We start from the raw sequence: 13,144 nt of genomic DNA, 5'->3' as shown, positions 1-13,144 counted from the left end.
GGAGTGGCCACCGTGTACATTTTCAGCTCATCCCACACTCAACCTTTGACCGAACCAGCCATAATACCTTGTATAATATATTTTTGCATGGCCAGAAAGAATACGATGACAGGCAAGATGCCCAGCACCAGAGCAGGCAAAGCCAAATCCCACTGCTTCGTGTATTGTCCAAAAAAGGCATAGGTAGCAATCGGAATCGTGCGCAGTTCAGCCTTTTGCAGTACCAGAGAAGGAAGGAGATAATCATTCCAAATCCAGAGCGTATTTAAAATAATAACAGTTACCATCATCGGTAGCATCAACGGATACACAATTCGGAAAAACACCCCGTAAGGCGTACATCCGTCCACCGTAGCTGCTTCTTCCACCTCGACTGGCACACCTTTGACGAATCCATGAAAGAGAAAGATCGACATTGGAGCTCCGAATCCCAGATAACAGATTACCAGACCACTTATACTGTTCATTAAATCCAATGTACTTACAACCTTGACCAAAGGAATCATCACCGATTGAAAAGGAATGACCATGGCAGCTACGAACAGGCTGAACAACACTCGATTATAACGCGTCGGACGCCGGACCATTCGGTAAGCTGCCATTGAGCTGATCAGTACGAGCAGCAGATTACTAACTACCGTAACCACGAGTGAATTCCATAAAGCTTCGGGAAAACGCGTGATGCTCCACGCTCTAGCATAGTTGCTCCATACAAAGGTTTGTGGCCAGGCCGCAGAATCGGTGAGCAGGTCACCAAAGCTTTTGACCGAATTCACGAATAAAAAGTAAAACGGGACGAGGAATAACAATGCGACGAGGATCATCACCATCTCGGTCGCCCATGTTCCAAAGCGGTAGCGCTTGCTTGTTTCCATTTACGCTTCCACCTCCCGACTTTTCGTCAGTCGTACCTGAAGGCTCGTAACCAGAGCAACAATGATAAAGAAAATGAGTGCTTTAGCTGTTCCCAGCCCATATCGATTATTCACAAACGCTTCATTGTAAATATTGAGTGCAACCGACTCTGTGGACCCGAAGGGACCGCCTTTGGTCAGTGACAAATTGAGATCGAACATTTTGAATGACCATGATATCGCCAGGAAAAGACAAACTGTAACGGCAGGCATGATCAAAGGAAGTATAATCGACCGCAAAATTTGCATCCGGCTTGCTCCGTCAATTTCGGCTGCTTCCAGCATATCGCGGGGCACATTGGTCAGGGAAGAGATATAAATAACCATCAAATACCCGGCAGTTTGCCAGATAAACACGATGACAATGCCCCAGAAGGCCGTGATCTCATCTCCCAACCAGGACAGGTTGAAGAAGGACCAGTTCGTGCTCTCTCCGATTGCTGCAAATCCCTTGACGAAAATAAACTGCCAGATAAAGCCCAGCAACAGACCTCCGATCACATTAGGCATAAAAAAGATGGTCCTCAGTACATTTTTTGTTTTCAGCGGTTTGGTTAGAAAGTACGCCAGCAGAAAGCCAAAAATATTCGCAGCCACCACTCCTACCACCGTAAAACGGACCGTAAACCAGAACGCTGTCCCAAATTTGTCATCATTCCATAAAATGTGACTGAAATTATCCAGCCCGACCCACTTTGCCTCATTGGCTACCCCATTCCACTCTGTAAAAGAATAGTACATTCCGAGCATAAAAGGGATTACAATAATGATAACGAAAAATAACGTCGACGGCCCTACAAAAATCCATTGCTGGAGCCATTGCGACGACTTGGCGCGATTCAATCCGATCCCCCCCTTTTGTTGTCTGTTGGTGTCTGGAACGCTCCCTTACGGCTTTCTTTCAGCAGCATAATGCTTGGGCCGTACGGATATGCGATTCACATGTTCATTATGTCGAATAAGCGCTCTGGAAAACACGTAGGATCGTGAACCATTAGGGGGGAAAATATTGACCTCTGGCTCGCCTTGAATTGTGAAAGGAGCTCACTGCATGAAATTTCACAGTATTCGTTCCCGCCTGATCTGGTTTTTGCTCATTGCGGTCACTCTGCCGCTGCTGCTGTCGATGACTATGACCTTTGTTCTCACCAAGCAATCCTTGCGGGAGCAGGCCACACAAGAAAATGAACGGCTTATTTTTCAGGGAATTACGAATCTGGATAACTATTTACAGGGACTGAATCGCGCGTCCATCGGAGTTTATAATGACCCCCATTTTCTGCGTAATCTCGCCAAAATTCCGGATGATTACCGGGCCGTCGCTGAAATTTACACCACACTGCAAACGATGATGAATGCTTCGTCAGGCATTGACCAAGTGTATTTGCATTCTTTTGACGCGGGGCAATCCACGTTGATTACCAGTACAGTCCCGCTACGGGAATTCCGACTGGAGCCCTTTACTGGTTCTATTCATTACGGCCCTTCCGGACTATTCATACAGCCTTCGCACATGAAGCATTTGTACGGCTTTTCGGCGGTTTCCTATGCGGAGCACAGCACAAAGCGGCAGGTATTTACACTTCATCGGGCGATTCGGAACATTCCTGCCTCAGAGACGCTTGGGGTACTCGCTATAGATGTTGATCTGGAGCCGCTGCGCAGTATTTGCCGTCAATTGTATGATGCGGATACAGAGGAGCTGTTTTTGATCGATCGGAACGGAACGATCGTATATAGCGGAAAAGAAGCATCGATTGGAACACACTGGAAGGAATCTGGCCTGCTCAATCGAATTTCTAAAGAAGGCGAGCACGGAGTGATTGAGGATGATACAGCACTGCACGTGTACGGCAAGCTGGATGCCAATCTGTCAGGCTGGACGCTCGTCAAGAAAATTCCACATCGTACGCTGTATTTACGGGCTACCCGCCTGACTCAGATTAATGCGGTCATTACAGGCGCAGCGTTGCTACTTGTCATTGTTGCCACGTTATGGATTTCGATAAAAATCACGGAACCTATTAAGCGACTGACTCGCTACATAAACCAGATTCAGTCCGGTCAACTGGATGTAGACATTCGGGCCATGAGTAACGATGAGATCGGAGTACTGTCGCGCCGTTTCAGACAGATGATGGATACCATCAATAACCTCATTTTGCGGGAATACAAGCTGGAGCTGGCTAACAAGACACATCAATTGAAAGCGCTTCAAGCACAGATTAATCCTCACTTTTTATATAATACGCTACAGTCTATTGGAACCCTGGCCCTACAGCATGAGGTGCCGCGAATTTATTCTCTGCTCTCTTCCCTTGCCAAAATGCTGCGTTATAACATGCGGGACCATACGGTCGTTACACTCAAGGAAGAAGCCGAACATGTAAAACAATATCTTGATTTACAAAAGGAACGCTTCGGTGAGCAATTAGAGGTCACTTACCAGTGGGAAGATGAGGTGCTAAATGATCGGGTGCCAAAAATGATTCTCCAACCGTTGGTGGAAAACTACTTTAAACACGGTGCCGATCCCCGGCTGGGGCCCGGTGAAATTCGCATTACAGGCAGCCGAATCCGGGAAGGCATTGTGAAAATAACAGTGGAAAATAACGGAATTTCCATTCCACAGGCCGATTTGGAGCAGCTCCAGCATATGTTAAAACGTCCGCTGAAAGCCTACGAGGAGCCGGACACTAGTGAGCAGGACTCCATTGGCCTTCGTAATGTTCTATTGCGTATTCAGCTTCACTCGGAGGATGGTTCTAACACCCTGTGCGTAGACAATATTCTGCCTCATGGCGTCCGTTATACACTCGAAATTCGTACTGAAGTCCCTACGGAAATTCATATTAAGGGAGAGTGATCTGTCAATGAAAGTCCTGATTGTAGATGATGAGAAGCATGTACGCCATGCCATACGGATGCTCGTACATTGGGAAGCTTGCGGTGTGAGCGAGGTGATTGAGGCTGAGTCGGGCGATCAGGCGATTGAGGTCATTACCGCCCTTTCCCCACCTGTTGTACTCACGGATATGCGGATGCCCGGCAAGGATGGAGTAGCACTGATGGAGTGGATTCAAGTCAATTCCCCAGCAACCCGAGTCGTGGTGGTCAGTGGCTATGATGATTTTGACTTGGTTCGACAGGTCATCCGCCGGGGAGGCATGGACTATATTCTTAAGCCCGTGGATCCAGTGGAGATTAACGAGGCTCTAAATAAAGCCACTCAAGCCTGGCGGACGGCGGAGCAAGACCGGAATAGGCAGACGATGCAGGCCATGGAGGTCAATCGGATGAGGCCGCACTATGCTGATAAGCTCCTGACTGAAATCGTTTCCGGTATAGCGAATACCCCTCTATCCATTACGCCCTTACGTGAGGAGCTACGTCTTCCTGCAGCTATTCAGATATGTAATGCAGCTGTGATGAGTACCACTCAGCTGGATGCCGATATACTGGACAAATATAAAACGCGCCGTGCGCTTTTGAGCTTTTCCCTCATTAACATCTGTAACGAATTTCTCGGAACTTCTCAAACCGGAGTTGCATTCCGTCATCTGGAGCGTATGGACGAAATTATTCTGCTGTATTGGGGCGAGCCATCTCGTTGGCCGCTGCTCTTGCAGGATATTCACACAGGGATCAAAACGGCTTTGCGGTGTTACATGCACATCGGGGTTGGCTCTTTTGGCGCTTTTCCCATAGCGGCAGCCACTGCCTACCAAGAGGCACGGCAAGCGTTGTGGAAACGGGATGTGTTGCAAACCGCCGACTGGATGCACCAGAGTTCCCAGACACGGCAGAGCATTCGTCTTCCCCAGTTGCCTGAGATGGAAGAGGAACTGCGGCTTAGTGCGCTCAGCTGTAATGCCAATCGTGTGTCGATAGCGGTAGGCCATTGGATAGCAGCCGTAGCCGAGTTGCCTTCGGTGACAGCAGAGCAGCTAGCCAGTTGGAATCAGGAGTTGGACTGGATGCTGGCCCGCTGGCTGAATGACAGACCTGGAGATACCGATGGCGAGGAACTGGCAGATGAGTCCGGCTCCATTCATGCATTGCCGGTCGACAACCGTGGCATGCTTTCCCTGCCCTTATGGCAAAGACAGGTTGAAAACCGACTGCTGGCAGCCGGTCAGGCGCTTACACCAAGCCATAGCCCAAACAACCCGACCATCCGTGATATTGCCCGCTATCTGGATGCACACTATAACGAGGACATTTCTCTACAGGATATGGCGAGCCGCTTTTATCTCAGTCGGGAATATATTTCTCGTAAATTCAAGCAGGAGTACGGGGTTAATCTGTCAGACTATTTGTGTCAGATCAGGATGAGCAAGGCAAAGCTATTGCTGCTAAATGACAAGCTGCGCCTTCATCATATTGCCGGTATGGTCGGGTATCAGGATGAAAAATATTTTGGCAAGGTGTTCAAAAAACTGGAGGGGGTCACGCCTGGCGAATTCAGAAGACGCCATTCTGCAAATCCTCAGCCGTGACCGCATACAGCACGTGATCTTCCCACACACCATTAATCTTCAAATAGTTGAGAGCCAGCCCTTCGCGGCGAAATCCTGCCTTTTCCATCACTCGATTGGAAGGCGTATTTCTTGGCATCACTCCAGCTTGAATACGGTGTAATTCCAACTCGTTCAAGGCGTAGCGTACAATATCCTTCACTGCGGAAGTGGCATAGCCTTGTCCGTGGTATGCAGGATCTACAAAGTAGCCCAGATTGGCGTTTTGAAAGGGGCCTCTAGCGATACCCGACAGCTCCATTCTGCCAATCAGCTTATCATTTTCCGGCAAAAAAAGTCCAAACGTATATCCCTGTCCGGCTTGTGCCGCTTCCAAACCGTTGGAAATCAGACGCGCCTGTTCTTCCAGCGTAAAGTAAATTTCAGGTCGTTCTGGCTCGAACGGTTTGAAGAAATCAAAATTTTCACGTCTGATCTCTAATAAACGTTCTGCATCATTTACTTGTAACAGTCGAATCTGTAGCCCCGGATGGGTAGACTTAATCAAAATTACGCCATTAGCTTCATGCAACATTGTCAGTTTCCTTCTTTCTCAGTTATTCCTATAATATTGTGTTCATGGTCATGAGACAGGAAAATACCCCAGGTGCATGAGAGCAGCCTAGGGTATCTCCATCATTCAAAATTTAGTCCGTAACAGGCATCCAGCCTGGAAGGGTCGTCAATACATTCCACAAATAGTCAGGAATGACTAGCTCCTGCTGAGCTTGTTTGGATAATGTCGTGCGAATGGTATCTTCTGTGCCGTTTTGCACCTTCTGAACCCATTGCGGCTCCATCAAAAGCGGACGTCCCAGCGATACAAGCGGTACACCTGTCTCCAGTGCTGCAAGCGCCTCGTCCGGTGTATTCAGCGACCCGACTCCCATAATCGGCACACGGTTACCTACCTTCTCATGGATGAGAACGGTACGTGACCGTTCGTCACTACGGTCACGGAACGAACCACCAAAGAAATGATTTACGGAAATGTGCAGGTAATCCAACCCTTGATCCGCCAGACGGTCTACAAGCACCATCGTATCATCCAGCGTAATGCCTGGCGTGTGTCCTTCCTCAGGAGACAAGCGGTAGCCGAATATGAATGGACGCTTCGCATGCTCTGCGATCACTTTCTTCACTTCGTGAACAATCGCCAGCGGAAAGGCCAAGCGTTTCTCAAGGCTTCCTCCCCATTCATCAGTACGAATGTTGGAATGCGGGGAGAAGAACTGCTGCACCAGGTAACCGTTCGCTCCGTGAAGCTCCACACCATCATAGCCTGCTTCAATCGCGCGGCGAGTCGCTTCGCCATAGGCACGAATGACGCGGTGGATATCGTCGGATGTCATTTCACGCGGCACAGGCGCGCCTTCTTTTTCCTCGGCTACTGCGCTTGCACTGATCGGCTGTCCATCTGGAATTTGATCCGGTGGACACAGGCGGCCACCATGATAAATTTGCAGGATCGCTTTCGCGCCCTCCTGATGAATCGTATCTGCCAGACGGCGCAGGCTAGGAATCATTTCATCCTTGTCCGCACCAAACTCATTAACAAATCCTTTACCATCTGGAGTTACATACACACAAGCGGTAATAACCGCGCCCACACCACCGGAGCGTTCACGGTAGTATGCCAGTTCCTCGTCACTGACTTCACCATTTTCGTGGGAAGCAAAGTTAGTCATAGGTGCCATGGTAATACGGTTCTTCAACGTAACACCGGATGGCAGGGTAAAAGCTTCAAATAGAGAATTATATTTTGGGTTCATTCGTTCTCTCTCCTTCAGTTTAAATCAGATCAGATAATATAAGGCTGTTAAGCATGAAGCCGAATATGAATTGGATGCAGTTTTCCTTCCATAACGAACTCAAACTACTGTTGCTTACTTAAATACAGTGGTTGTAACAACCACAGTATAATGATCCGCAACTATAAAGTCAAATCTATCCTTTCTGACCTTCCCCAAACTGTTCGAAAAAGCTGAACCGCAGCCACTTGTCACAAGCCACTGACAAAGCTTAATGGTTCCCGGATGTGCTGTTCTTCTCCTCCCGGCGGGAAAACCAGGTCGCGAGCAACGAGCCGGAAATATTATGCCACACGCTAAAAATCGCACTCGGTACAGCAGCAATCGGATTAAAATGAGCTGCTGCCAGCGCAGCGCCCAGTCCGGAATTCTGCATTCCCGTTTCCAGAGTAACAGCTTTACGCTTGGAAAGATTCATACCGAATAGCTTGGCAAACCAATATCCGAGCAGGAACCCGATACCGTTATGCAAAATAACCACACCAAAAATAATCGGACCTGTCTCCAAAATCTTGCCTTTGCTGCCTGCAATCACAATAGCCACGATGAGCATAATCACCAGTGTTGATATGAGCGGCAGCGCCTGGACACTGGCTTCTGCCTGTTTGCGAAATAGCGATTTGACGATAACACCCAACACAATGGGGACAATAACCACGATGAGAATATCCATGATCAGTGACTTCGCATCAATATTCATCCAACGTCCAGCAAGCAGGTTAATCATGGCCGGGGTAGCTAGTGGAGCAATCAGCGTCGATACTGAAGCAATCGACACGCCCAACGCCACATCGCCTTTGGATAAGAGCGTCATTACGTTGGACGCGGTTCCACTCGGGCAACAGCCTACCAAAATGACACCTACCGCAATATCCGGTGGCAGCTGCAATACTAATGCCAATCCAAAGGCCAGAAACGGCATAATCAGATAATGTCCGACCACGCCAATAGCCACATCCACTGGACGCCGGAATACTTCACGAAAGTCAGCCGCAGATAAAGTCAGCCCCATCCCGAACATGACAATGCCCAAAAATAACTGTATGTATCCTTTCAACCCTGTAAACGCCGCAGGAAAGAAAAATCCCAAGCATGCAAATAAAAGTACCCAGATGGAAAAGGTTCCTCCTACAAATTTCCCTACTTTCTCCAAGCCATTCATTCTACTTATCTCCTTACTTCTATATAATTTGAATTTGAGGAAATTCAGCTTATATAGTGCTTAAAATTTTCACCATTGTACTACATATGACTGCATATACATACAACTTTTTATGATTTTACCGGGATCAAGAAACTTTTTCCGGTTAGGACATATTCGAAAGCAAAGTGGGTATATTCATAATAGAAGCTTGTGACCAGTCGGTCATTTTTGGATCATCATTCGTTGTGGAGGAGATATCCCTATGTCACGAAGCCATCCGTATAAATGGTGGAATATTATTGCATTTATCGCTGTCGTTCTCGTTAACGTTCTGGCTTCTACACTTCCTATCGGTGGCAGAAGCACTGCTGCTGTATCCAACATGTACCCAACCTTGATCACCCCAGCGGGTTACGCTTTTTCCATCTGGTCGGTCATCTACGTACTGCTCGCCTGCTTTGTCGTGTACCAAGCTACACCTACAGGGCAAGCCAAGACAAGCGTTCAGTCCATCGGTATTTTTTTTATTCTAAGCTGTCTCTTCAATATCATCTGGATTTTCCTCTGGCAGTATGTATACGTAGAGCTGTGCGTCATCGTCATTATTCTATACTTGCTTTCCTTGAGCGTCGTGTATGTACGTACCCGCACGCCGCAGCCAACCCGCGGAGAAATGTGGTTCGTCAAGCTACCGTTCAGCCTGAACCTCGGTTGGGTATCTGTTGCTACTATTATCAATATTGCAGTGGCACTGGAAAAGAATGAATGGAGTGGCTGGGGACTCAGCGATACGACATGGGCGATCATTATCCTGCTCATCGGCACCGTATTGGCCATCATGGTCAGCTTCCCTTATCGCGACAGCATTTATCCTCTCGTATTTGTATGGGCCTATGTCGCCATCGCCGTCGAGCATCCGAACAATGAAAATGTACGGCTGGCTGCATTGATCTTGGCGGCAATCATTCTGGTGTACGCGCTATGGCTATTCTTTGCCCGTAATCGAGAACGGGATTAAAGAAAACGAATATGATCTCCTAGCCAGAACAAGCGAGCTTGGGTCTGAATCATCTAGCCCAAGCTCGCTTGCTTTGTTTATTCATTTTAACCATGTGATTAGGTATAGACTTTAATCAAATCTATAAGCTTGCTTGTCGAGTGATCTGCATTCATTTTCTTCATATTGATAATATAATCCGACCTTTTTTCATACAAACGAAGAATCATGTCGACAAATCGTTCAGATTCCAACTCCTCTTCTTCTAAAAACTCACAAAAGCCTTGCGCTTTAAATGATTTGGCATTTAGAATTTGATCTCCCCGGCTAACCGCCTTTGAAAGAGGGATCAATAGCATCGGCTTCCGCAGCGTCAAGAATTCAAAAATGGAATTTGAACCCGCCCTAGAAACAACCATATTTGCCATCGCCATAACATCCGCCAGTTCATCATTTATGTATTCAAACTGCTTGTAGCCATACATATGAATGGAATGATTCACTTGGTCTTTACCACAAATATGGACGATTTGAAAATGAACGAGCAAAGCCTCTAAATTCATCCAGACCATCTCATTGATCTTCTTGGAACCTAAACTCCCACCCATGATCAGAATGATCGGCTTATTTCGAGTAAATCCGCAATAGGTCAAACCTTTGGCTGCCTCCCCATCTTTTAGTTCATCTCTCACAATAGCACCTACATACCGGGTATGCTTAGAGCGAAAGTACTGAGTGGTTTCAGGAAAGGTAGTACAAATTTCTGTAGCAAATATGCTGGAAATCTTATTAGCTAATCCAGGGGTAATATCTGATTCATGAATGATTACAGGGACTTTATTCAACCACCCAGCCAATACCACAGGAACCGAAACAAACCCGCCTTTTGAAAAAATAATATCCGGTTTTTCTTTTCTTATAATCCGGTACGCTTGAGAAATCCCCTTCAGCACTTTAAAAGGGTCCTTAAAATTATTCCAATCAAAATATCTGCGTAATTTCCCAGTTGAGATACTGAAATAACACACATCTTCTAGTCCAGAAATCAATTTTCTTTCAATCCCTTGTTCAGAGCCTATGTATTGGACACTCCAATGTTGTTCCAGTAAGTGAGGAATCAAAGCTAGGTTTACTGCTACATGTCCTGAAGAGCCTCCACCAGTGAAAATTATTTTTTTAATCATCTCCACCTCCACTCTGTATTCAAAAAAAACAAAACACATTAAATTTGAGCAACCGGGTGCCTCTATTTAATAGGGACACCCGGTTGCCATACAAACTTTTTATTTTATGAACGGACCTTTCAGACTATTCGCCCTTCAATGCAATGACTTCAATCTCCACCAGTGCATCCTTAGGCAGACGAGCTACCTCCACCGCACTGCGTGCTGGATAGGGTTGTTCAAAGAAAGAACTGTACACCTCATTGACGCTGACAAAATCGTTCATGTCCTTCAGGAATACAGTCGCTTTCACAACCTGGTTCATGTTGCTGCCTGCCGCTTCCAGAATGGCTTGTACGTTGCTCAAGGACAGGCGTGCCTGCTCCTGTACATCCTTACCGAACTCACCTGTTGCCGGATTTAGTCCAAGCTGTCCCGAGGTGTAAATAAACCCGCCTGCCTCTACCGCTTGGCTATAAGGGCCGATAGCACCGGGTGCTTTTTCAGTAGCAATTGTTTTTTTCATATGGGTTGGATTCTCCTTCCTGATACTGGTTCACCGTATTATAGCATGTGAAGTCCAAAGCCACTATTCCGTGCGACGGATTAACGCAATGGGCTTCTTTTAAGCCATCCCTTGCGATGGTGCTATATTTTTTTATATCCGCTGTAACCTTTAGCGCCTATGTATCATCTAACTCCTATAACCTGCTACAAAATAAATTCTACAAATACAGATACAGGTACAATGATCATAGCCAGTATAGACGGGAAAGGAGCACCATCCTTTGAATCTCGAAATAAACTTACACCAAGCAAGGCAGGGGGACCGCAAGGCATTCGTCGCCTTGATGAAACATATGGAATCCGATATGTATGGCATGGCGCGTTCCATTCTTCGCAGCAATGAAGATTGCGCGGACGCGATGCAAGAGGCGATGCTCAAGGCATACCAGTCTCTGGGTGAGCTGCGTGAACCTCGCTATTTTAAAACATGGCTGCTTCGCATCCTCATTAATGAGTGCCATCTCATTATCCGCAAGCAAAAACGGATCGTACCCGTGGCGGAATTTATAAAGGAACCCTCCATTTCGGGCGGATATGAAAAAATCGAACTGCGCGAGGCCATCGACCACTTGGAGGAGTCCATGCGAACTGTGATTTCCCTGCACTATTTGCGGGATATGCCGATCAGAGAAATATCAGAGGTACTGGATGTATCAGAGGGGGCCGTCAAAACACGATTACACCGTGCTCGCAGAACATTAATGGACCTGCTACAAAATCGCGGAGAAAGGAAGGTGACCTTTCAATGAGCCCTTCAGAGTTTGAGAAACAGAATCAAGAGCTGGACCAGAAATTACAATCAGAAAAAGAAAACTTGGAAGCAGACACGGTAATGATTCCCGATTTGGTAAGAGAACGCTTAGATGCATTTTACATACAAATGGAATCGGATGTGGAGCCGTTATCCAAGTCTCCTTCCTCTTCCTTACATGGACCGGTCAAAAGATTTCTTCGGGGAACCGCAATTGTCGCTGCTTCTGCGGCTGCCATTAGCGTTATGATCATTGGTAGCGCCTTTGTTTCGCCTACAATGGCAGAATCATTGAAACAGGTTCCCCTTGTAGATAGTGTGTTCAAGCTTGCTGGGGATCTCGGGCTACAAACCGCTGATCAGAAAGGGTTGGCAACTTCCTCGAATCTCAGTATTACCCATAGCGGCATTACATTAAAGGTACCACAAATCATATTTGACGGGACACGCTTGGTCGTGGCGTTGGAAAAGAGCGGTGGAGATTCACAACATCAAACCCTATATCCGGCCATCCAAACGCAAGGACAGCCCGAGGAGGACATTCTGGAGAAAGTGGACCTGTTCATCAATGGGACATCGGTCAATAGCAATAATGGCGCCTTTAATTTCATGTATGGCCGCCCAGGTAAAGACAGTAATTCTATGCTGATTGCGTATATGCGTGACCCTGCCAGTGGTAAACCCGCCTTATCAGATCAGTTTGAGCTAGAGGTATATGCAAAGTTAAAAGGTATAGCCGAGCCGTTTCGCATACAAACCACGGTTCACAAAACTAAAATAAATAATAAGATACTTCAGCTGCAAATGAGCAAGTCTAATCCGTATCTTGCATTTACGGCAGAAAAGGTAGAACTTACACCCATCACGACCAAGATCACAACGTCGTTCAAAATGCTGACCGATATTGCACATATGCCGGATGATTACACCGTGGAGCGAGAATACAAGTACAACAAAAACGGCCACACGATCCAGTACACCAAAAAGGAATTGGATATGCTTGAGTATGCTATATTCGACGAGCAGGGAAGAGAACTCCAGCTCCTGAGCGGCTCTGGAGTTCCCCTTACCAAAGAACGTGATAGCAAAATGATCACCCTGTTTACTCCTTTTGTGGACACTCCCCAGAAGATCAATTTCAAGCCTTATATATTGCCAACACAACCAGGAGGTAGTGCCCTGCTCGATGCTAATGGCAACTGGACACGCCATTACATTGATGAATTAGAGATTACGATAGATGTGCCGCAAAATACAAACCACCAATAAAACACAAATAA

Annotated in this window: 12 protein-coding genes; 5 read left to right on the top strand and 7 right to left on the bottom strand. The window is 46.8% G+C overall.

Going from position 1 to position 13,144, the window contains the following annotated elements:
- Window positions 1-38 precede the first annotated feature (38 nt).
- Both ACUUJN_RS02740 and ACUUJN_RS02735 read right to left on the bottom strand, forming a co-directional pair.
- Window positions 39-875 carry a carbohydrate ABC transporter permease gene (locus tag ACUUJN_RS02740; protein WP_025721894.1) on the bottom strand — a complete coding sequence of 279 codons (837 nt, stop codon included), beginning with the start codon at window positions 873-875 and terminating at the stop codon, window positions 39-41.
- On the bottom strand, window positions 876-1,757 hold the full coding sequence (locus tag ACUUJN_RS02735) for a carbohydrate ABC transporter permease (protein ID WP_023986790.1): 882 nt from the start codon (window positions 1,755-1,757) through the stop codon (window positions 876-878).
- 208 nt (window positions 1,758-1,965) lie between these two features.
- Between ACUUJN_RS02735 and ACUUJN_RS02730 the strand changes: the two genes are divergently transcribed.
- Together ACUUJN_RS02730 and ACUUJN_RS02725 are read left to right on the top strand one after the other, a co-directional pair.
- Entirely contained in the window at window positions 1,966-3,780 is a 1,815-nt protein-coding gene (locus ACUUJN_RS02730) for a sensor histidine kinase (RefSeq protein WP_340981590.1), read from the top strand.
- Window positions 3,781-3,787: 7 nt separating this feature from the next.
- A complete protein-coding gene (locus ACUUJN_RS02725; protein ID WP_484669239.1) occupies window positions 3,788-5,413 on the top strand; it encodes a response regulator transcription factor in 1,626 nt (541 codons plus the stop codon).
- Here ACUUJN_RS02725 and ACUUJN_RS02720 read toward each other — a convergent pair.
- The 3 genes from ACUUJN_RS02720 to ACUUJN_RS02710 form a co-directional block, all read right to left on the bottom strand.
- Window positions 5,379-5,966 (bottom strand): GNAT family N-acetyltransferase, encoded by a 588-nt coding sequence (locus tag ACUUJN_RS02720; protein WP_071559390.1) that lies wholly within the window; start codon window positions 5,964-5,966, stop codon window positions 5,379-5,381. The genes ACUUJN_RS02725 and ACUUJN_RS02720 overlap by 35 nt on opposite strands.
- 112 nt (window positions 5,967-6,078) lie before the next feature.
- The gene (locus ACUUJN_RS02715; RefSeq protein WP_023986786.1) at window positions 6,079-7,203 is read right to left on the bottom strand and encodes an NADH-dependent flavin oxidoreductase; all 1,125 of its coding nucleotides are present in this window, start codon (window positions 7,201-7,203) and stop codon (window positions 6,079-6,081) included.
- A 250-nt stretch (window positions 7,204-7,453) separates the two neighbouring features.
- Window positions 7,454-8,404, bottom strand: a complete 951-nt coding sequence (locus tag ACUUJN_RS02710; protein WP_023986785.1) for a bile acid:sodium symporter family protein — start codon at window positions 8,402-8,404, stop codon at window positions 7,454-7,456.
- 244 nt (window positions 8,405-8,648) lie between these two features.
- Here ACUUJN_RS02710 and ACUUJN_RS02705 point away from each other — a divergent pair, with 244 nt between their 5' ends.
- On the top strand, window positions 8,649-9,404 hold the full coding sequence (locus tag ACUUJN_RS02705; RefSeq protein ID WP_053324525.1) for a TspO/MBR family protein: 756 nt from the start codon (window positions 8,649-8,651) through the stop codon (window positions 9,402-9,404).
- A gap of 98 nt (window positions 9,405-9,502) precedes the next feature.
- On the opposite strand, the gene ACUUJN_RS02700 is transcribed toward ACUUJN_RS02705, so the two are convergent.
- On the bottom strand, window positions 9,503-10,567 hold the full coding sequence (locus ACUUJN_RS02700; RefSeq protein ID WP_160788614.1) for an undecaprenyldiphospho-muramoylpentapeptide beta-N-acetylglucosaminyltransferase: 1,065 nt from the start codon (window positions 10,565-10,567) through the stop codon (window positions 9,503-9,505).
- Between the two features lie 124 nt (window positions 10,568-10,691).
- On the bottom strand, window positions 10,692-11,072 hold the full coding sequence (locus tag ACUUJN_RS02695; RefSeq protein ID WP_013308546.1) for a RidA family protein: 381 nt from the start codon (window positions 11,070-11,072) through the stop codon (window positions 10,692-10,694).
- Window positions 11,073-11,334: 262 nt separating this feature from the next.
- Between ACUUJN_RS02695 and ACUUJN_RS02690 the strand changes: the two genes are divergently transcribed.
- Window positions 11,335-11,862, top strand: coding sequence for a sigma-70 family RNA polymerase sigma factor (locus ACUUJN_RS02690; protein ID WP_484669238.1), 528 nt, complete (start codon window positions 11,335-11,337; stop codon window positions 11,860-11,862).
- Window positions 11,859-13,133 (top strand): DUF4179 domain-containing protein, encoded by a 1,275-nt coding sequence (locus ACUUJN_RS02685; protein WP_484669237.1) that lies wholly within the window; start codon window positions 11,859-11,861, stop codon window positions 13,131-13,133. Before ACUUJN_RS02690 ends, ACUUJN_RS02685 begins: the two co-directional genes overlap by 4 nt.
- Window positions 13,134-13,144 lie beyond the last annotated feature (11 nt).

It is taken from the genome of Paenibacillus sp. LRG-1 (assembly GCF_057220305.1).
The sequence above is the reverse complement of the archived record's forward strand: the minus strand, read 5'-3'. Positions and strand labels throughout refer to the sequence as shown.